The organism is Mesorhizobium sp. WSM4906 (genome assembly GCF_029674625.1).
Lineage (GTDB): Bacteria > Pseudomonadota > Alphaproteobacteria > Rhizobiales > Rhizobiaceae > Mesorhizobium.
Genome location: NZ_CP121355.1, coordinates 4812528 through 4832667, shown reverse-complemented (window position 1 = coordinate 4832667; position 20140 = coordinate 4812528). Strand labels below are relative to the sequence as shown.

19 protein-coding genes are annotated in these 20140 nt (G+C 64.8%); 9 read left to right on the top strand and 10 right to left on the bottom strand.

What is annotated here, in order from left to right:
• Nucleotides 1-39: 39 nt before the first annotated feature.
• Both QAZ22_RS23280 and QAZ22_RS23275 read left to right on the top strand, forming a co-directional pair.
• Complete coding sequence (locus QAZ22_RS23280; protein WP_278203044.1) at nt 40-1098, top strand: methyltransferase; 1059 nt, start codon at nt 40-42, stop codon at nt 1096-1098.
• A 63-nt stretch (nt 1099-1161) separates the two neighbouring features.
• Entirely contained in the window at nt 1162-2055 is an 894-nt protein-coding gene (locus QAZ22_RS23275) for a methyltransferase domain-containing protein (RefSeq protein ID WP_278203043.1), read from the top strand.
• 53 nt (nt 2056-2108) lie between these two features.
• Here QAZ22_RS23275 and QAZ22_RS23270 read toward each other — a convergent pair whose 3' ends face one another.
• On the bottom strand, nt 2109-2912 hold the full coding sequence (locus QAZ22_RS23270) for a DUF1194 domain-containing protein (protein WP_278203042.1): 804 nt from the start codon (nt 2910-2912) through the stop codon (nt 2109-2111).
• Between the two features lie 153 nt (nt 2913-3065).
• Between QAZ22_RS23270 and QAZ22_RS23265 the strand changes: the two genes are divergently transcribed.
• On the top strand, nt 3066-5039 hold the full coding sequence (locus QAZ22_RS23265; protein ID WP_278207918.1) for a BTAD domain-containing putative transcriptional regulator: 1974 nt from the start codon (nt 3066-3068) through the stop codon (nt 5037-5039).
• Nucleotides 5040-5143: 104 nt separating this feature from the next.
• Here QAZ22_RS23265 and QAZ22_RS23260 read toward each other — a convergent pair whose 3' ends face one another.
• From QAZ22_RS23260 to QAZ22_RS23250, 3 genes are all read right to left on the bottom strand, one after another.
• Nucleotides 5144-5944 (bottom strand): endonuclease/exonuclease/phosphatase family protein, encoded by an 801-nt coding sequence (locus QAZ22_RS23260; RefSeq protein ID WP_278203041.1) that lies wholly within the window; start codon nt 5942-5944, stop codon nt 5144-5146.
• A 24-nt stretch (nt 5945-5968) separates the two neighbouring features.
• A complete protein-coding gene (locus tag QAZ22_RS23255) occupies nt 5969-7429 on the bottom strand; it encodes a phospholipase D-like domain-containing protein (RefSeq protein ID WP_278203039.1) in 1461 nt (486 codons plus the stop codon).
• 61 nt (nt 7430-7490) lie between these two features.
• Nucleotides 7491-8318 carry an oxidoreductase gene (locus QAZ22_RS23250; RefSeq protein WP_278203038.1) on the bottom strand — a complete coding sequence of 276 codons (828 nt, stop codon included), beginning with the start codon at nt 8316-8318 and terminating at the stop codon, nt 7491-7493.
• A gap of 51 nt (nt 8319-8369) precedes the next feature.
• Between QAZ22_RS23250 and QAZ22_RS23245 the strand changes: the two genes are divergently transcribed.
• Nucleotides 8370-9326: an AraC family transcriptional regulator gene (locus tag QAZ22_RS23245; protein ID WP_278203037.1), complete on the top strand. Its 957-nt coding sequence runs from the start codon at nt 8370-8372 to the stop codon at nt 9324-9326.
• A 164-nt stretch (nt 9327-9490) separates the two neighbouring features.
• Here the strand turns inward: QAZ22_RS23245 and QAZ22_RS23240 are convergent, their stop codons facing one another.
• Nucleotides 9491-9739, bottom strand: a complete 249-nt coding sequence (locus QAZ22_RS23240; protein ID WP_278203035.1) for a hypothetical protein — start codon at nt 9737-9739, stop codon at nt 9491-9493.
• Between the two features lie 98 nt (nt 9740-9837).
• The gene (locus QAZ22_RS23235; RefSeq protein WP_278203034.1) at nt 9838-10587 is read right to left on the bottom strand and encodes a DUF899 family protein; all 750 of its coding nucleotides are present in this window, start codon (nt 10585-10587) and stop codon (nt 9838-9840) included.
• Nucleotides 10588-10705: 118 nt separating this feature from the next.
• Between QAZ22_RS23235 and QAZ22_RS23230 the strand changes: the two genes are divergently transcribed.
• A complete protein-coding gene (locus QAZ22_RS23230; protein WP_278203032.1) occupies nt 10706-11926 on the top strand; it encodes a helix-turn-helix domain-containing protein in 1221 nt (406 codons plus the stop codon).
• Nucleotides 11927-11957: 31 nt separating this feature from the next.
• Entirely contained in the window at nt 11958-12593 is a 636-nt protein-coding gene (locus QAZ22_RS23225; RefSeq protein ID WP_278203031.1) for a DUF5074 domain-containing protein, read from the top strand.
• A gap of 37 nt (nt 12594-12630) precedes the next feature.
• On the opposite strand, the gene QAZ22_RS23220 is transcribed toward QAZ22_RS23225, so the two are convergent.
• From QAZ22_RS23220 to QAZ22_RS23210, 3 genes are all read right to left on the bottom strand, one after another.
• Nucleotides 12631-13719: an acyltransferase family protein gene (locus QAZ22_RS23220; protein ID WP_278203029.1), complete on the bottom strand. Its 1089-nt coding sequence runs from the start codon at nt 13717-13719 to the stop codon at nt 12631-12633.
• 113 nt (nt 13720-13832) lie between these two features.
• Entirely contained in the window at nt 13833-15065 is a 1233-nt protein-coding gene (locus QAZ22_RS23215; RefSeq protein ID WP_278203028.1) for an MFS transporter, read from the bottom strand.
• Nucleotides 15062-15793 (bottom strand): MBL fold metallo-hydrolase, encoded by a 732-nt coding sequence (locus QAZ22_RS23210; protein ID WP_278203027.1) that lies wholly within the window; start codon nt 15791-15793, stop codon nt 15062-15064. Before QAZ22_RS23210 ends, QAZ22_RS23215 begins: the two co-directional genes overlap by 4 nt.
• A 112-nt stretch (nt 15794-15905) precedes the next feature.
• Between QAZ22_RS23210 and QAZ22_RS23205 the strand changes: the two genes are divergently transcribed.
• The gene (locus QAZ22_RS23205) at nt 15906-16571 is read left to right on the top strand and encodes a metalloregulator ArsR/SmtB family transcription factor (RefSeq protein ID WP_278203026.1); all 666 of its coding nucleotides are present in this window, start codon (nt 15906-15908) and stop codon (nt 16569-16571) included.
• On the opposite strand, the gene QAZ22_RS23200 is transcribed toward QAZ22_RS23205, so the two are convergent.
• Nucleotides 16572-18557, bottom strand: coding sequence for a BTAD domain-containing putative transcriptional regulator (locus QAZ22_RS23200; protein WP_278203025.1), 1986 nt, complete (start codon nt 18555-18557; stop codon nt 16572-16574).
• 170 nt (nt 18558-18727) lie between these two features.
• On the opposite strand from QAZ22_RS23200, the gene QAZ22_RS23195 reads away from it, so the two are divergent.
• Both QAZ22_RS23195 and QAZ22_RS23190 read left to right on the top strand, forming a co-directional pair.
• On the top strand, nt 18728-18976 hold the full coding sequence (locus tag QAZ22_RS23195) for a DUF1127 domain-containing protein (RefSeq protein ID WP_278203024.1): 249 nt from the start codon (nt 18728-18730) through the stop codon (nt 18974-18976).
• Between the two features lie 439 nt (nt 18977-19415).
• Entirely contained in the window at nt 19416-20138 is a 723-nt protein-coding gene (locus tag QAZ22_RS23190) for a phytochelatin synthase family protein (protein WP_278203023.1), read from the top strand.
• Nucleotides 20139-20140 lie beyond the last annotated feature (2 nt).

The following is a 20140-nucleotide window of genomic DNA, read 5'->3' as shown; positions in this document are numbered from 1 at the left end:
TAGTTCAATGGGTCAGGCTCCGGAGCCAGGAGGATTGTCATGGACACACGCATCACCGAGGCGACGAAAGCGATGGCGGGGGCGAAGGACGCCACGGAGCTCTCGCCCGAAGGCATCTTGCAGCTGGGTCTCGGCTTCTGGGCCTCGAAGACGTTGCTGAGCGCCGCCGAGCTAGGCCTGTTCACCGAGCTGGCCGCCGGCCCGCTCGACGGGGAGACGCTGCGACAGCGTCTTGGATTGCACGAGCGCGGCGCGCGCGATTTCTTCGATGCGCTGGTCGCGCTGCGCATGCTGGAGCGCGACGGCGGCGCCTACCGCAACACCGAGGCGACCGATTGCTACCTCGACCGCAACAAGTCGACTTATGTCGGCGGCATGCTCGCCGGGGCAGCGCAGCGGCTCTACGCGAACTGGGGCTTGCTCACCGAAGCGCTCAGGACCGGCAAGCCGCAAAACGGCACCGCAGACGGCGAGGACCTCTTCGAGATGCTGTTTTCGGACCCGGAGAAGGTGGAGATGTTCGCCAAGGCGATGAGCGGCGGCAGCCTGCAGGCTGCGGAAGCGCTCGCCCGCCGGTTTCCCTGGGCGAACTACGACACCTTCATCGACATCGGTACGGCCGAAGGCAGGCTTCCGGTCGAGGTCGGCCGCCTCCATTCGCATCTCACCGGTGGCGGCTTCGACCTGCCGCCGATGCGGCCGGTGTTCGAGGCCTATGTCGAGCGGCATGCGCTGGCGGACAGGCTGAGCTTCTACTCCGGCGACTTCCTCGCCGGGCCGCTGCCTTCCGCGGAAGTGCTGGTGATGGGACACATCCTCCACGACTGGAACCTGGAGGTGAAGCGCGGGCTGCTTGCCAAGGCTTGGTCGGCGCTGCCGAAGGGCGGCGCGCTCATCGTCTACGACCAGATCATCGATGACGAGCGGCGGGAGAATGCCGCAGGGCTGCTGATGAGCCTCAACATGCTGGTCAATACCAATGGCGGCTTCGACTACACCTGCGCCGAGGGCGTCGGCTGGGTCAAGGAAGCCGGTTTTGCCGATGTCCGTTGCGAGCATCTCGCCGGCCCCACCTCGATCATCGTCGGGATCAAATGACCAGTGTCCGCCGGCCGGTCGACGAACACCGATCAGACTTTCTCAGCGAAGAGGAGAAGTTTCATGGCAAAGAGACTTGCCAATCCTGTCGTGAGTGCCGATGCGCCCGCAACCGACCCGCGCCCCTATGCGCTGGGCTACTCCAGCCACGAACTGCAGCGGCTGGAGCTGCAGGGCGCGTTGATCCGCGACTTCACCGAAGATATGCTGCGCCGGGCCGGAATTCGGCCGGGCATGCGCGTGCTCGACGTCGGCTGCGGCGTAGGCGATGTGTCGCTGCTGGCCGCAAAGCTGGTCGGCCCTCGCGGCATGGTGCTTGGCGTCGACCGTTCGGCGGACGCCACAGCGATGGCGGAGCGTCGCGCCATCGAAACCGGGCGATGCTACTGGACCAGGTTTGCCACGCAGGATCTCGACGCTTTCGCTTGTGACGAAACCTTCGATGCCGTGATCGGCCGGCTCGTCCTGATGTATCTGCCCGATCCGTCCGCGACACTCAGGCGGCTTGCCGGCCATGTCAGGCCGGGCGGCATCGTCGCCTTCCAGGAACTGGCCATGCCGCTCACGCGCTGCTTTCCCGAGGGGCCGTTGTTCAGCCGGTGCGTCGGCTGGATCTCCGACACCATCGAGCGCGCCGGGTTCGAGATCGACATGGGCAGCAGGCTGCCGATGACCTTCGCTGCCGCGGGGCTCCCGGCGCCGCAGATGATTTCCGCCGGCCTTGCCGGCAGCGGGCCTGCTTCGCCGCTCTACAACTATATCTCGCAGACCTTGCGCAGCCTGCTGCCGATGGCCGAGCGCCTGGGCATCGCGACCGCCGAAGAGATCGGGATCGACACCTTGGCCGAACGGTTGTGCCGCGAAGCGGTCGAGCAGCGGTCTTGCGTGATGACGCCGCCCTTCGTCGGCGCATGGACGACCATGCCGGGATGGTGGGACTCGGCGCGCGTCGAATAGCCTATCGCCCGTTGCCGGGAGATGGCCGCCAGGCACGGCGCGGCCGTGCAGGCCTAAGGAATGTCCGTTGCCGCAAGGCGCGGGTCGTTCATGCTGACTTCCGTCACCAGCTTGCGGCGCAGCGCCGTGATGTAGTCGCGCGGTCCGGCCGACGAAACCACGAAGGCCTGGGAGCCGCCGATGACGGACTGCGCAAAATAGGACGCCAGCGATTGTCCGGGGGCCTCGTCGTCCGCTGGAATGGCGATCGCGTTGATCGTGTATCCCTTGGCAATGGCGTTCTGCCGGCTCGGCTGAACGGGCAGCCCGTCATTGTTCTCGCCGTTGGAAGAGATATCGATCACCTTCTTCATCGCATTGCCCGGAAACCGGTCGAGCAGAAGGCTTCCGACATCGATGGCCGTCGAAACCGACGTTCCGCCGCGGCCCCGGCGGAAATGGCCGGTGTCGCCGTGCTTCCTGATCTCCGACGCGGCCGCCTTGGCGTCTTCCAGGCCGCAGATACGTGTCCACGGCAGCACCGTGTGCGAGTAGCCGGGACTCGACCATTCGAAATAAGCCACGCCGATGCAGCCGATGTAATTCTGGGAGATGGCCCGGATGATCTCGGGCGAGGTGAGCGCCGCGGCATGGCCCTCACGCTGCAGATCGGCGATCTTGGGGTCGATCGAAGAGGAGAAGTCCACCGCGAAGACGACCGCGACGTCGACGTTCAGCACCGCACCATCGGCATTGGCCGCATGCACGGTCGGCGGCCAAAACGCCGTGGCGGCCAGCGCCGCCAATCTCAGCAAGGAATGGGCACGCTCCCGCGGCCCGGCAAACAGGAGCAGTACGTTGGCTGTGAGCTTTGACATTCGCCGCACCCCTCGGCGGGAAACAAGTGACAGCTAATTCAGCGAAGCCTAAATCACATACCGTCACGGCAGCGCTTGGAGGTGGGGCTGCGCAGTTTCCGCAGCGTTAGTTTTGAGTTAGAATTTCGTCATTCTGAGAAGCTGTTCAAGCAAATGCGAAATGGGGCGGGCGTAGCCGGCAGCAAAGTCTCACTCTTCGGCGGTTTCCAGATTGAAAGGGAAGCTGGCGGTCCGGTTTGGCTGACCGGAAAGCGAGGCCCGGCGATCCTCGCCTATCTGGCCCGCTGTCCGGGCATGGCCGCGCCTCGGGAACGGCTGGCCGACCTCTTGTGGAGCGATAGCGATAGCGAGCACTCGCGCAACAGTTTGCGGCAGACGCTGAGCATCCTGCGCCGGGATCTGTCGCGAGCCGGCATGGATATCGTCCATTCCCACAAGGAATTGATCGGCCTTGCACCGGATGCGGTGCGGGTTGACGTGGAGGATTTTGAAACCGGTCTTTCAGCCCGTTCCGCTCAGGAACTCCAAACGGCGCTGGCGCTTTACACCGGGCCGTTTCTCGACGGGTTCTACCTGGGCAGCAATGCTTTCGATGATTGGGCGGCTTCGGAACGTGAAAGGCTGCTGAGCCGTGCTCTTGAGTCCTTCGAGAGGCTCGCGCGCCTCGTGGATGCCGAAAGCGGTCTGGTCGTGGCGGATCGAATTCTGGCCATGGAGCCGACCCGGGAAGAATCCTATCGGCTGAAGATGGAGCTGCTCATTGCCTGCGGTCAGCGGGACAAGGCCCTGCGAACCTTCGAAGCTTGCAGAAGCATGTTGAAGAAGGAGTTCGGTGTCGACGTCAGCCCGGAGACCCGGGCGCTTTGGCAATCCCTTTCTTCCGCCGATACGTCGCCAGGTCAGCAGCCTGCAAATGCGGTTCCGGCCGGCCAGCGCCTCGGGCGTCCATCCATCAGTGTCGGCGACTTCGCCAATTTGACGGGAGAGCGAGGCGACGACTTCTTCGCCAAGGGTCTCGTTCATGACATCACCACGGCCCTCTCCGAGGTGGCCAACTATGTCGTTCTCTCGGGGCTCCCGCACTTGGAGAGCGGCGAGGATTCCAAGGCGCCGACCACGCTGCGCGCCCGCTATACGCTCAACGGCAGCATCCAGAGGTCCGGGGATGAACTGAGGGTGAACGTCCAGCTCGTCGACGCCGCCGGAGGTCACAATGTCTGGGCCCAGAAATTCGACGGCCATTCGGAGAACGCGCTCGAATTCCAGGACAGGATCGCACAGTCGGTTGTGCTGGCGGTCAGCCTCGAACTTCAACTGACCAACTGGAAGGTTCGTGACAAGAGCCCTGCAGGCGTTCCTGAGGTGCGCTGGTTGGTGAATGAAGCGCTGATGAAGTACTTCGAGATGACCAGGGACTCGCTGCTGGAGTCGAAGGAACTCGCCGAGAAGGCGCTTTTGATTGCGCCGGAAAATGCTCGGGCAAAGCGGACGCTGTCCATCGCGACGACCATGGGGCTCGCATTCGGCGCGCTGCCTGGCAAACCGGAGCATGTCGCCAACGCGATCCGGCTTGCCGAAGATTCGGTGCGGGCTGTGCCGGACGATGAAATCGCCCGCTGCATCCTGTCTTTCGCCTATTTGTGTGACGGCCGGATCGACGAGGCGATTGTCGAATGCCGCCACGCGGTCAGCCTCAACCCGAGCTATCCGAGTGGCCACGGCGATCTCGGCGAACTTTACGGCCTGCGCGGCCAGGTGAGCGAAGCGCTGCGCTCGGCCAATGAAGCGATCCGCCTCGGCACGCACGACGTCATCGACTTCTGGCGTCATCATGGACTGGCGGTCGCGCTGTTCGCCGGCGGCGACGACCGCCGGGCGCTCGAAGTCGCCCGCAAGGTGGTCAGGACAAAGCCGGGTTTCGTTCGCGGCGCCCTTTACTGGGCGGCCGCTGCTTCGGCGACCGGCAACAATGACGAAGCCTCACGCGCCATCCATCATTGCTTGTCGCAGCTTCCGCATCTCAACCTGGAAAATGTCTGCCCAGGCTTTTTGCCGCGCTATGTGCGGGATGATCATCACGCCCGGTTCCTGGAAATGCTGGCGCGGGCCGGCCTTCCGGAAGCCTAACCTCCCGGCACCGGAGCGCCGGCATCGCGCTCGTCTTCGAGCGCTGCCCGCACAAGTGCGTTGGCCGCCCACACCGACAGTGCCTCGCCTTGGGCCGCTCTCGGCTACAGATGCACGTAAGCCGTCAGCGGCAGATGATCGGAGGCGACCCGCGACAGCGGCGTGTCATGCGCTTCGACGGCTGACACCATGCCGTGCCGGTTGCCCATGATCCGGTCGAGCGCCAGCACCGGCAAGCCGGAGGGAAAGGTGGGCACGGCCGGCGGCGCGTGGCCGAAGGTCGTGTGCAGCGTGTTCAGCGCCGATCGGTTGCCGAGCCGCCATTCATTGAGGTCGCCGAGCAACAGCGTCGGCCTTTCATCGGCGCTGCTCATGATGTCGAGCACGACGCGGGCCTGTTCCGAGCGCGAGCGGCGCAGCAGGCCGAGATGGGCGGCGATCACGCGTAGCGTCCGGTTCTCGTCGAGATCGATCTCGGCGATCAGCGCCCCGCGCGGCTCCAGGCCCGGCAGCTTGATCTGGTGAACGTCGCGCACGGTGCCGCGCTTGAACAGAAGCACGTTGCCGCGCCAGCCATGCGCCTTGCCGTTTCCGCTGATCGGCACCGGCACCAGTCCCGTTTCGATTTCGAGACGGTTGAGGTCGAGCAGACCGGCGCGATCGCCGAACCGGTTGTCGGCCTCCTGCAGCGCGATCACGTCAGGACCGATCTCGCGGATGACGCGCGCGGTCCGTTCGGGGTCGAATTTGCGGTCGGTGCCGATGCATTTGTGGACGTTGTAGGAGGCGACCACCATCTCGGCGCCCTCTATCCGCTTGCGCGGCGTCGACATCGCCTTGCGCATCTTTCTGCCGCGGATCGACAGGAGCACGGTCTCTGGAAGGCTGCGTCCGTTTCTCTCCATGGGTCTGCTGCTCGTCTTCCTCGTCTATAGATAGGGCGATCCCAGCCACAGCAATCGGTCGAAAACGCGAATGACGAACGGCCGCGCCTTCAGCGTCTGCAGTGTCACCTCTTGCGCGTACGCGATCGCGGCGCCGATGCGGGCATCGATCTCGGCGGCGAAATTGGCGTCCAGGATCTCCATGTCGATCTCGAAATTCAGCCTCAGCGAGCGGGCGTCGAGGTTTGACGAGCCGACATACGCCCACACGCCGTCGATGGCCATCAGCTTGGAATGGTCGAACGGGCCTTCGTGGCGCCAGACGCGGCAATAATGCTTCAGCACCTGGTCGAACTGCGCCGTCATCGCATGATCGACCAGGAAAAGATTGTTCACCGCCGGCACCACGATGTCGATTTCGACGCCGCGACGGCCGGCCGTGGTCAGCGCGCTGATCAGCTCGCGGTCCGGCAGGAAATAGGGCGACATGATGCGGATCGATTTGCGCGCGACCGAAAACGCTCCCATCAGCAATTTGTGGTTGGTTTCGTTCGAGGCATCCGGGCCTGTCGCCACGGCCCTGACCAGCATTGGCTGGCCGGGCGGCGGCGCGCCGCGTTCGACTGGCCAGATATCGCCCTTCAGCGCCTCATTGCCGGCGAAGCGCCAGTCCTCGGCGGCGACCGAGAACAGGTCGGCCACCACCGGCCCGGTGACCTCGAAATGCGTGTCCCTGGAGCTGTCGGAGCCAGCGAATTCGGCCGAGAATCCCTTGCGGATGTTCATGCCTCCAGTGAACGCCACCGTGCCGTCGACGACCAGGATCTTCCTGTGGGTCCTGAGATTGGCATAGGGAAGTCTCAAGCCCATGACGATCTTGCCGTTGAAGAGGTCGACGGCGACGTCGGCTTCCTTGAGCTGGTGGAGAATGCTCGGCACGGAATAGCGCACGCCGACGGCGTCGATCAGCACCCGCACCGCGACGCCGCGTTTGACGGCGCCGGCCAGCGAATGGACGAACATCTGCCCGACGGCGTCGTTGTCGAAAATATAGGTCTCGAGCAGCACGCTCTTTTGCGCGCCGTCGATGGCCTTGCACATCGCCGCATAGGCCTCGTCGCCGGTCTCGAGCACGGCGATCGCGTTTCCCGAAGTCAGCGGCCGCCGCGCCACCCTGTCGCCGAGCGTCTTCAACCCGATGAAGCGCTGGCCGTACTGAGCTTCGATCAGCGCCTCCACAGCCACGTCGGGGTCGTGCCTGGCCTCGGCGGCCTCGCCGGTGACGGGCCGCAGGGCGCTGATCGTCGCGCGGCGGATGCGGTTGATGCCGGCGATGGCATAGATGATGGCGCCGAGGAAAGGCGACAAAAGCATCACGCCGACCCAGCCGGTGGCGGCGCGCACGTCCTCCTTCGTCATGATGGCATGGACGATGCCGACCGCCGCCATAGCCAACGACAGGAGAAGAATAAGCGTAGACCAGTGACTCGCTATCGCCTCGAACATCGCCCGACTATTGTTCGGGCCGGCGCGGAAGGCAATGCAGTGAGGCTATTCCCGCGCTCATTCAGCCATCGGTCGAGATGGTCACAGCCCTCCAGGTTTCGATCTCTTGCTGGAGGCGCTCGATACGCTCGGACACGAGCTTGAGAGCGTCGCTGCCAAGCAGGAGCTGCGGCGGCGGAGCTTCGGATTCCACCAAAGCCAACACGGCCTTGGCAAGCTTGCCGGGGTCGCCAAGCTGCCTGCCGCTTTTCGCCTGCCGAGCTTCCCGGATCGGATCGAACAGCGCATCGTAATCCGCGATGGACCTTTCGGTCCGGACCATGGAGCGCCCGGCCCAGTCCGTCCGGAAGGAGCCGGGGCAGACCGCCGTAACGTGTATGCCGAACGGGGCCATTTCCGAACGCATCACTTCCGATATGCCCTGGAGCGCGAACTTGCTGCCGCAATAGTAAGCAATGCCCGGCATCGTGATCATGCCGCCCATCGAGGTGACATTGACGATGAAGCCCTGGCGCCGCTCGCGGAACCTCGGAAGAAACGCCTTGGCGACCGCCACGGCGCCGAAGACGTTCACGTCGAACTGACGCCGCATCTCTTCGAGCGGCGACTCCTCAAGCACCCCCTCATGGCCATAGCCGGCATTGTTGATCAGGACATCGACGGGCCCGTGCTCTTCCTCCGCCTGCGCGACGACGTCCGGCACGCGGTCGAACTCCGTGACATCGCACATGACCGTTCGGATCGCGGGCAGGGATCTGCCGAGTGCCGCGCGCGACGTCTCGGACCGTACGGTGCCAATGACCGTATGGCCTGTTTGGATGGCGGCGGAAGCGATGGCGAGGCCAAAGCCGGAATTGGCGCCGGTGATGAAGAAGGTCTTTTTCGCCATGGTCTGCGGTCCTTTGTTGATGGAGTGCGCCTTGGCAAATAGTATTTGGCGATGGTGTCTTCGATCGCGATTCCTATGAATAACTTGCCAAATCCTATTGGAACGGACGCCGGACGAAGACGGCAACTGGTCGACCTGGCTGGAGCTCTCGCCGAACGCATTGGATACAACGCCACCGCACTCGAGAGCGTGCGGGTGCTCCGGACGGAGGCTGTGCTTCATGACGTCCCGGTGCTTTATGAACCCGGCGCGGTGTTCGTCCTGCAGGGAAGCAAGCGAGGCATCCTCGAACAGGAGGTCTACCTCTACGACGAAGAACACTATTTGGCGGTGTCGGTGCCGGTTCCGTTTCGAATGGAGTCGATGGCCAGCCCCGATCGTCCGTTGCTTGCGGTCTATGTCGAGTTCGACATGCGGCTGGCGGCCGAGATTGCAGCGCAGCTGGAGACGCATTCCGTTCCCGCAAGCGGTAAGCCGCGAAGTCTCGTATCAAGCAGGATAGGCACCGACATCGAGGACGTCTTGCTGCGCCTGCTGAAGGCGCTTCGCAGCCCTGCCGAGACCGCCGTTCTTGGATCAAGCCTGCTGCGCGAGCTGCATTACCGGGTGCTTATTGGCCCGCAAGGCGGCGCAATGATCGCGGCCCTGCAGCAGAGGGGCCGGTCGGGAAGGATCGTGCGGAGCCTCGCATGGCTGCGGGAAAACTACAGCTGCGAAATCTCGGTCGCCGATCTGGCGAGAGAAGCGGGCATGAGCGTGCCTTCCTACCACGTCCATTTCAAGGAGATGACCGGAAGCAGCCCCATGCAGTACGTGAAAGCGATGCGGCTGCATGAGGCAAGGCTGGCGATCGCGCGCACGGGCAGGATCGCTCAGGTCGCGGCTTCGGTCGGCTATGCGAGCGCGGCTCAGTTCAGCCGCGACTTCAAGCGGCATTTTGGGCGCACGGCTTCTGAAGAGATGAACTGGGTCCGTCGCCATCTGGGCGAGCTCGCCTGGGCGGAGTAGTCCGCCATTGGGACGGCGACGGCCAGATGACTGGTCTGAAGGCGGGAAAGGAAAGGAAGGCTCGGAACGTGCTCGAGCACGTCGAACATGGCGACGAGGTCCCATGAGCCGGCGAGCGCCTGATATCGCAGCCTGCGCAATCCAGGTGGCGCTCAGTGGAGATCTCACCCGCGCCTTGCCATCAGCCTCAACCATGGCGTCAGATGGAAGCCGGCCATCAGCAGATACATCGGCGCCATGCCGCTAAGGATCGAGGCGCCTGAGCCTGACATGCACATCATGTCGTGGCCGTCATAGCCGGCGGTCAGCAGCGCCATCATGGCGAAGGTCGGCGCGGCGGCGAGGCAAAGCCAGTCGGCAAGGCCGAAGCTGCTCAAGCCGGTTGGGCGAGGGGCGGAATTGTCGATGCTCATGATATTCACCTTCCCGAAGCGGTCGGGATTTCAAAATTCGGAGAGATGCGGGGATCGGCTTCGGCGGCGCGGTTCGCGCCGCCGAAGTCGTGTCACGTTCAGGCGTCCTTATTGCGGAACGCCGCTTCGCCGGCATCCGACACCTCGACCCATCTCTGGTCGGGGGCGGCGCCCGCTTCGTAGTTGTCGTGCCAGTTCCACCATTTGTAGGTCTGGGTCTGCGGATAGCCCTTGGGCGAATCCTCCCACACCTCCTGGCGGCCGAGCGGGGTGACGTCGAGATAGCTCCACACCGTGCCGAACGCCTCGTCGCCGCGGTTGTTGACGAAGTAGGTGCGGAAGATGCGGTCGCCGTCGTGGATGAAGACGTTGTGGCCGTGCCATTCGTCGACGCCGAAATCCTTATCCCAGCTGTCGGTGATGGTGTACCAGGGCATCTTCCAATCCATCCGCTGCTTCAGCCGCTGAATGTCGGCCTGCGGCGCGCGCGAGGCATAGGCAAGCGTGGTGTCGCGGGCGTTGAGATGGGCAAGGTTGCCGACCTGGTCGGCGCCGAGCGAGCAGCCGCGGCAGGCATGCTCCGGCCAGCCATAGACGCCCGGCTCGAAGAAGGCGCGGTAGATGATCAGCTGCCGGCGGCCTTCGAAAAGATCGAGCAGGCTTGCCTTGCCGTTCGGGCCTTTGAACACATAATCCTTCACGACGAGCATCCACGGCATGCGGCGGCGCTCGGCGGCTAAAGCGTCGCGGGCGCGGGTAAGGGCTTTTTCCTTCACCAGCATCTCGTCATACGCGCCTTCCCAGGCCTCTGGCGAAACGACCGGTGGTGTGTGCATTTGCTGGGTCATTGCTCATTCTTTCGGTTTGGTTGAGGGTGACGCGGACAGACATAGGGCCGGACGGCGCGATGGTGAGAGTTACAAGTGTGGCGCGATTTGATCCGGCGGACCCTAAGACGGGCATTGCATGGACTCGCTGATCAATGCCGCCGGCCGCGCGCTTGCCGCGGGTGACCCGCTCGGCGCCTTGAAGCGCGTCGCGCTGCGCGACGACGCGCCGGCGCTGGCGCTGCGCGGCATCGCGATGGCTCAGCTCGGCGACTTCGCCAAGGCCAAGGCGCTGCTGAAGAGCGCGGCCCGCGCCTTCAGCCCGAAGGAGGCAGTGGCGCGGGCCCGCTGTGTCGTCGCCGAGGCCGAGATCGCGCTCGTCTCGCGCGATCTCGGCTGGCCGGAGAAGGCGTTGCGAACCGCAAGGACGACACTTGTATCGCATGGCGATCGCGTGAATGCGGCCTATGCAGGAAGCCTTGAGGCGCGTCGGCTGATCCTGATCGGCCGTATCGACGAGGCCGAGCGCCTGCTTGCCGGCTTCGATCCGGCGCCGCTGCCACCGGTCGCGCGCGTCGCGCATGAGCTCGCGGCCGCGGGCATCGCGGTCAGGCGTTTGCGGACGAAAGCTGCGCGCGCGGCGCTCGGCCGGGCGGCGCTTGCGGCCTACCAAGCCAACATCCCGGCGCTGAGGGCGGAGGTCGAAAGCGCAACGCTGGTGTTGAACACGCCCGTCGCGCGGCTCATATCGAAGGGCTTGGAAAAGCCGCTCCAACTCGACGAGGTCGAAGCGCTGCTCGCATCCGGCGCGCTCGTCATCGACGCCTGCCGCAATGTCGTGCGCCAGGCCGGTACGGCGGTCTCGCTGGCGACGCGGCCGGTGCTGTTTGCATTGGCGCGCACGCTTGCCGAAGCGTGGCCCGCGGATGCGCCGCGGGAGGTGCTGCTGAGGCGCGCCTTCAGGGCCAGGCACGCGGACGAATCGCATCGCGCTCGGCTCCGGGTCGAGATGGGACGGCTGCGCGCTGAACTCAGCGCGCTGGCTGAAATCAACGCGACGGCGGCCGGTTTTACGCTCACGCCGATGAGTGCCAGCGAAGTCGTGGTGCTCGCTCCGCCTGTCGAGGAGGAGCATGGGGCAGTGCTCGCCTTCCTGGCCGATGGCGAGTCGTGGTCGAGCTCGGCGCTGGCGATCGCGCTTGGCGCCAGCCCGCGCACCGTGCAGCGCGCGCTGGAGGCGCTTTCCACGCAGGACAAGGTGCGAGCGGTCGGGCGCGGCAGGGCGCGTCGCTGGATGACGCCGCCGATGACCGGATTCCCGACTGTCTTGTTACTCCCGGGTCCGCTGCCGAGCGACTAGTCTGCGGCCATTGTTCAGATGGAGATCGAAAATGAAACGAGCCGCCGAGGTCCTGCGGGAATATGGACCCTTCCCGGACGCCGAGCGCATCAACGGCGTCACCTATGACGGCAAGAATGTCTGGTTCGCCACCGGCGACAAGCTGAAAGCGCTTGATCCGGACAGCGGCGCGATCGTGCGATCGGTCGACGTCGCCTCGCATGCGGGAACCGCCTTTGACGGCGAGCACCTTTACCAGATCGGCGAGGATCGCATCCACAAGGTCGATCCGAAGACCGGCGAGGTCGTCGCCACCATTCCGGCCCCCGGCAATGGTGGTGACTCGGGCATGGCCTGGGCCGAAGGTTCGCTCTGGGTCGGCGAATACAGGGCGCACAAGATCCATCAGATCGATCCAGAGACGGGCAAGGTGATCCGCACCATCGAATCGAAGCGCGTCGTCACCGGCGTCACCTGGGTCGACGGCGAGCTCTGGCATGCCACCTGGGAAGGCGAGGAGGGCGACCTCTTGCGCATCGATCCCGAGACGGGCGACGTGCTGCAGGAGGTGGCGATGCCCTCCGGCGTGTCGGGGCTGGAATCCGACGGTGGCGACTGCTTTTTCTGCGGTGGCGGCAGCAGCGGCAAGATCAAGGCCGTGCGCCGTCCCTCGACTGTCGGCAAATAGCCGGCAGGACTGCGGCTTGCCGACGAACCAACTGGCCTCAGGCCGCCTCGCGCGCCGGCCGGGCAACGCCCTTGTTGGAAATCTGGCCGGCAGCCGGCCTGTCGATATGCGCCCAGGCCGGCCGCTCGAACAGGAAGTTTCCGAAGCCGGTGCGCTTGACGATGAAATAGAGAATGACCGGGCTGATCGTCGAAACGAGCAGCACCGCGAGGCTGAGCCAGCCGGTGTCGGTCAGAAGGCCGCTCGCAAGCGCCGCGCCGCGGAAGATCGACATCGGGATGGTGAAGGCGACATAGACGACCAGCGAATGCTCGCCGAGCCAGCGCAGCCATTCCATCGCGGCGAATTTCGACAGGAAGCCGCCGGCGACGCAGAGCGCCACCGCGCCGGCGACGGCGAGCGCAAGATGCAGCGGCGGCCATGCCGCCAGGCCCATCTGCATGCCGACCGGCTGAACGGCATAACCCGGCGAATAGACGAGCAGGCCGTTGACGACCGCCCATGCGGCCAGGCCCGCGACGGTGATCGCCGGCCGCGCTTGCGTCCACGCGACCAGCCGGAACACCAGCGGCGCCATGACGAAGCCGAGATAGAAGAACACGAAATAGGCGGCGAATTGCGTAAGCGCGTAGCTCTCCGAATGCGGCGCCCAAATCTGCAGCACCGCGGCGGCCGCAATGACGATCCAGTGCGGCGCGCCGAGTTCGCGCAGGATGCGCGCGACGAGGCCGAACATCGCCAGCATGTAGATGAACCACAGCACGCCATAGGGCTGGACGACGGCCATTGCGAGGTCATGCAGCATGCCGGCCGGATCGCGGCTGAAGATGCCGATCTTCAGCCCGATCGAGATGATCGCCCACAGCACGTAGAAATAGAGATAATGGACGACGCGCCGGTCGATATAGCGCCGCCACGGCCGCTCGATCACCTGCGACAGGAACAGCCCGGAAATCAGGAAAAACTCGGGCATCCGGAAGGGTGTCGCGAAGCCGATGACATAATGCAGGAAGCCGACGCCGCCGGTATATTCACCGGTATTGTAGGCGGAATACATCATCACCACTAGGATGATCGAAAGACCTTTTGCCGTGTCGACCCACGGCATGCGCGTCGAGTTGTTCATGAACGACCCCGAGAATGCACCCGGCGCCATAGTACCGGACAGGCGCGTCCGTGGCAGCACGAAGCTTCGGATATCGTAAACGCGACGCTGCCGACCAGTCGCCTCGCTCCGGGTCAGCGCGCCGTCTCCCGCATCGCCACGGCCACGATCGCGCCCGAGAGAAATGTCAGCGCCGCGATCGCCGCGATTGCCGCGACGAAGCCGAAGAAGTCGGCGATGAGGCCCGCCGACAACGCTCCGATTGCGTAGCCGAGATCGCGCCAGAAGCGGTAGACGCTGAGCGAGCGCGCCCGCCAGGACGGATGCGAGGCGTCCGACACCGCCGCGATCAGGCTCGGATAGACCATCGCCGTGCCGAGGCCGAGCAGCAGGCTCGCCAGCAGCCACCAGCCGAAATCGCGCGTCATGGCGGTAAGCAGGAGCCCCACCGCCTGCACCCACATGCCGGCGACGATCAGGCCCTTGCGGCCCCAGCGGTCGCTCAATGGTCCGGTTGCGACCTGGAGGACGCCCCAGACGGCCGGATAGACCGCCTTGAGGATGCCGATCCGCTCGACGCCAAGCCTGTTCGCGACGAAGAAGAGCGGGAACAGCCCCCAGCTCATGCCGTCGTTCAGATTGTTGACCAGGCCGGCCTGCGAGGCCGCGAACAGGTTGCGGTCGCCAAACGAGGTCAGCATGAAGATCTCGCGGAAGCCGAGCGGCGAAGCGGCTTTCGGATGGTTGGCCAGTTCCAGCCGCACATGCTCGCGCGTGTCGCGCACCAAAAGGATCGACAGCGCGGCGCCCAGGATCGCATAGCCGACGCCGAGATAGATCGGCACCGGGCGCAGCCCGTAGCGGCTCGCCAGATAGCCGGTGAGGAAGGCGGTGACCCCGACGGCCAGGTAGCCTGCGAACTCGTTGAGGCCGACCGCAAGCCCGCGCGATTTCGGCCCCACGAGATCGACCTTCATGATGACGGTCATCGACCAGGCGAGCCCCTGGTTGATGCCGAGCAGCGCATTGGCGGCGACGATCCAGCTCCAGCTCGGTGCCCAGATGATGATGAAGGGCACCGGCAGGCCGAACAGCCAGCCGAGGATCAGCACCCGCTTGCGGCCCCATCTGTCGGCAAGCTGGCCGGAGACGAGGTTGGCGCAGGCCTTGACCACACCGAAGCTGACGATGAAGGAGGTGACGAGCGTGGTGGAGGCGACGCCGAATTCCTCCGCGCCGATCAGCGGCACCACGGTCCGCTCGATGCCGACCATGCCGCCGACGAAGGCGTTGATCAGCACCAGGAGCGCGAACTGTTTCCAGTTGGCCTTGAGGCCGAGCGCGACGGCCGATGCGGCTGCGCTCAAGACCGAGCCCCGGCATTCGCGGCCCTTGTGCGGGCGGCGTCCGGCGGCGGGGGAGGGATGTCGCCAGTCATGGCGGTGACGAACTCGCCTTCGTCCTCGATGCGGAAGGCCTTGTTGAAACGCCGCTCGAAGCCGATGGTCGATGTCGGCTTGCCGCTCAGCGAGCGGCCGCAGACCGAGCCGGAATAGGCGCCCGGCAGCACTTCGATGTGGTCGGGCAATTCCTTCAGCCGGCGCACGCTGGCATAGAGCGCGCGTGCCCCGTCCTCGGCGCTGGACGCAAGTTCGGTGCGGCCGAGATCGCCGACCATCAGCGTGTGTCCGGTGAGCACGAACCAGGGCTCGGCCGACCGGGTCCGGTCGGTGACCAAAAGGCTTAGATGCTCCGGCGTGTGGCCCGGCGTATGCATGACGGTCGCCGTGACGTTGCCAAGCTCGAGCACCTCGCCGTCCTTCACGCGGCGGAACGGGAAGCCTGCCTCGGCGCCTTCGAACAGCACGTATTCGGCGCCGGTCGCCTCGGCGAGCGTCCGTCCGGCCGAGATGTGGTCGGCATGAATATGCGTATCGACGACATAGAGGATGCGCATGCCGGTCGCGCGTGCCGCCTCGACATAAGACGCAATGTCGCCGACCGGATCGACGACGGCCGCCGAAGCCTTGCCGCCGCAGCCGAACAGATAGGAGGCGGCAACCGGGTCGGTATGCAGGAACTGCCTGAGAATCATCGCTTTTCCTCCGAACGGCCGACTGCTCCGGGTGGACTGTCCGGCTTGACAGCAATGGTCGAAAGCGTCATTCAATTATTTTATTGAATGACGATGCGTCGCTGAAAGGACGATGTCAATCCGCAATCCGAAACAGGCGCTCTACGAACAGTTCGCGATCGTCGCCAAGGCGCTCGGCCACCCGCTGCGCCTGGAAATGATCGAGCATCTCGCGCAAGGCGCGCGCAGCGTCGAGGCTCTCGCCGGGAAGCTCGGCCAGCCGATAGCCAACGTCTCCCAGCATCTGCAGGCACTGCGTCGAGCCGGCATTGTCTCGGCCGTGCGCGACGGCAAGTTCGTCCGCTATGCGCTTGCGGATGAGAGCGTGCTTTCCGCCTTCGCGTCAGTGCGCGCCGTTGCCGAGCGGCATCTCGCTGAAGTCGACCGCATCGTGCGCGGCTATTTCGCGGCGCGAGACGGCATGCGGCCCGTCGGGCGCGAGGAACTCCAGGCGCTGATGCGCGATGGGCTGGTGACGCTGATCGATGTCCGCCCGCCGGACGAGTTCGCACTCGGCCATGTGTCCGGTGCGATCAATGTCCCACTCGGCGAAATCAAGGCCTGGTCCCAAAGCGCCGATACGAACCGGGAGATCGTCGCCTACTGCCGCGGTCCCTGGTGCGTGATGTCGTTCGAAGCAGTGGCCGCGCTGCGCTCGCTCGGCCATTCCGCGCGTCGTCTCGAGGACGGCATGCCGGAGTGGAAGGCCGCCGGCCTGCCGGTGGAAATGGCCGCCTGATCAGCGCTCGGGAAGCCCCGCCTGCTTCAAGGCTTCGACCACCCGGTCCGCCCATTCCGGGGTGTTGCGGAAGATAGGCAGCGACCGGTATCGCTCGATCGTGAAGCCCGGCTGGGCGGCGAGCAGCTTCTGCGCGGCCCAGCGGGCGGTCTCCATGTCGCCGCTCATCGCTGCCCAGGCGGTGAGGTACCGATAGGACATGATTATGTCGGGATGGGCGGCGATCACCTCGCGGGCGATCGCGACAGCCTGGGTGAGAGAACCTGTCTTGGCCATGGCGGTGGCCATTCCCAGTCTCATGTTGAACGCGAAAGGATCCATCGGGCTCAGCATCATCGCTCGCTGGAACCGTTCCGGCGCGTGGGCTGCGTCGTCCTTGTAGATCGCGATCCAGCCATGGCGTGCCCATGCCCAAGCATTGTTCGGATCGAGCTTGAGCGCCTTTTCGATGAAGGTGGCGGCGCGCTCCTGGTCGCCGCACATGCTCAATGCCGAGCCGGCGGCGGCCAGAGCGGTAGGATCGTCGCCGATCGAGCCCGCGGCCTCGACCGCCGCGCGCGCCCTTTCCAACTCGCTTTCCGGGTGCTCGGCCCACAGATATGCGGCATTCGAGGCGTGGCACCAAGCCAGGAGCGCATGGGCGCGGCCATAGGCCGGATCGACTGCGATCGCTTTCTTCAGCAGCTCTATGGCCTGGTCGTTGGTGTCCTTGCGGCGGCCCCAAATGTTCGGATAGGCGCGCATGACGAAATCATAGGCCCGCAGGCTGGTCGGCGGCTTGCGCTTGGCCAGCTCGATCTCGGCACCACGGATGGCCGGATGGATGGCGCCCGCTACCTGCGCCGCGATCCTGTCCTGGAACTCGAAAACGTCTTCGATCGCGCCCTCGTAGCGCTCGGACCATAGCTGCGCCCGCGTCTCGGCATCGACCAGCTGCACGGAAATGCGCAGCCGGTCGCCGCCCCGCCGAACCGTGCCTTCGACCACATAGTTGACGCCGAGTTCCCTGCCGACCTCGCGCACGTCGACGAAGCGTCCCTTGTAGGTGAAGGCGGATTGGCGCGCGATGACGAAGAAGTCCCGGATTCGCGAAAGCGCGGCGGTGATCTCCTCGACGACGCCGTCGGCGAAATACTCGTCGTCCGCCCCGCCGAGATTGTCGAAGGCCATCACCGCCACCGAGGGCTGGTCATGCGGCCTCGCCGCCGTGGAGACAGGCTGATGCGGCTCGTGCGCCGACGAGGACAGCCGATTTCCACCGCGTGTTTGCAGCGCCGCCGCCAATGCGTTGGTCTGTGCCTCGGGCTCGACGTCCAGGTGCTTCCTCAGCAGCGCGCGGCAGGATTCGAACTGGCGCAGGGCCGCGTTTTCGTGGCCCCTGGCGGCGTGGACCCGCATCAATGCCCGATGTGCCGCCTCCGCGGTCGGATCCGAGGCGAGCAGCCTTTCGGCGAGCCGCTCGCAGGCCGCGTCATCCTCGGTTCCGGCTTCAGGCAGCGCGAGGCTCAGGCGTTCCACCAGTTGCAGCGCTTTCTGCCGGTACCGGACCTGATGCGGACCGAACCATTCATCCAGACCGTCCGGAATGGCTTCGCCCGCAAGCACGTCACCACGATAGAGCTCGGCGGCGAAGGCGAGGTCCGCCGCGCCGCCTTCGGCGAGCTTGCGCTCGAAGAGCCAGATATCCGCTTCGTCCGGGCCGGCCGTCAGCGCTACCGCTTCTTGATCTCCCTCGACGGAAATGGCCGCACTGCCGGCGGCAGGAAACCATCGCCGGATATCCGCAAGAGCCTGGCGCAGGCTGTTGCGCGACTGCGCGTCGCCTCGTCCCGGCCAAAACCCTTCGGCAAGCCGTTCGCGATGGTGGCCGCGGCGCCCCGCCAGGACGAGAGCGGCAAAGAGAAGCCCGGATTTGCGCGTCGCGAAGCGGATGGGCTGGCCATCTGCGGAAGTCACCTCGAGACCGCCAAGCAACCGGATGCGCACGACTGCCCTCCGAATTTCGAACGCACCGGCACAATAACATCTTCGCTGGTCGATTTAACGCGGATTTAACGGCGATCCGATGGCCTTTCCTCGACGGTTCACGCTTGGCTGAACAAGCGCAAATCGCCTCCGTGACACGCTCCGGCATCAGTCTGGAACGGGAGAGCGAAATGGCTCACACGGAAACTCACGCGAAGACCCGCGCACCGAAACAGCGGCTACTCGGTGCAATGTCGAAAAGCGTGGCGGCAGCGCTCGCTGCCTTCACGGCCTGGCGGCGGGCCGTTGCAGCACGCAGGGCGTTGGCAGACCTGACGCCCGATCAGCTGAATGATATCGGCTGTCTGGAGCCCCTCGCGCCGAAGTTCGTCGTCAGGGTAGGGGTCGGCCTCATGACGGACCTGATGTCCATGAGATGAGGTTCGCCACCTGTCTCGCGTCGCTCGAAAAACCTGCGTGTCGCTGCCACCGCCAATTATGGAGGCTAATCATGCATGCGAGGACCGGCACGTCGATTGCACCCACGATACTTTCGCGGGGGGAAGCGCTGAGCCTCCTTTCGGCCGGCATTGCGGGGCCTTGCTGTGGCGAGGCCAATGAGATGCTGGCCTGGCTCTACCTGCTGCCACCCAGCGAGCAGACATCCAATGAGACGGGTGCCGAACCGCCAGTCGATCGCCCCCGGCTGCGGCTTCGCCTGCGCAGCCTCTTGCGGACTTGACCCGACGCCGGCATCAGCGTCGGGAGTGGGTTGCGAGGCTTGTGGCGGCGTGCCGGCAGCATCGAACTCGAACGTGCCACCGTATCGACAAGCTGGTATATTCCTCGACGCTTCCTTTAACCGGGCGGAGGACCACCATGTCTGCGCGTTTGTATTCGCTCTTGCTGATATTTCTTTTGGCTGCATCCGGCGCCTTCTCGGAGACGCTGAAGCTTCCGGACAACCTGACCGGATTCAGTTCCCCATCCGGAGAGGGCTTTCTGGTCGAGAGCACAGCGAAGGAAGCCTATTTCCCTCTCGCGAGCAACTTTCTTACGCAAAAGACGCAGGCCTATTGTGGTGTGGCAAGCATCGTCATGGTGCTGAATGCACTCAACCTTCCCGCACCTTCTGTGCCGGAATACGAACCCTACAGGACGTTCACGCAGGACAATGTCCTCAATGAGCGCACAGAGGCCATTCTTCCTCGCCAGGTCCTGGACAAGCAGGGAATGACGCTCGACCAGATCGGGGCCATTCTTTCCACGCAGCCGATCAAGGCCGAAGTCCGCCATGCTTCGGACGCAAGCCCCGAGCAGTTCCGGACCCAGGCCAGTTCATTCCTTTCCAAACCCGGACACTTCGTCATCGTCAACTATCTGCGCAAGGCGATAGGCCAGGAGAAGGGCGGTCATATATCCCCGCTGGCCGCTTACGACGAGAAGGCGGACAGGTTCCTGATCCTCGATGTCGCTCGTTACAAATACCCGCCGGTGTGGGTGAAAACGGTCGACCTGTTCGGGGCGATGAACACGGTCGACAGCGACAACCAGAACAGGACCCGCGGATATGTGCTGATATCGTCGCTCTCCGGAGAGTAGCT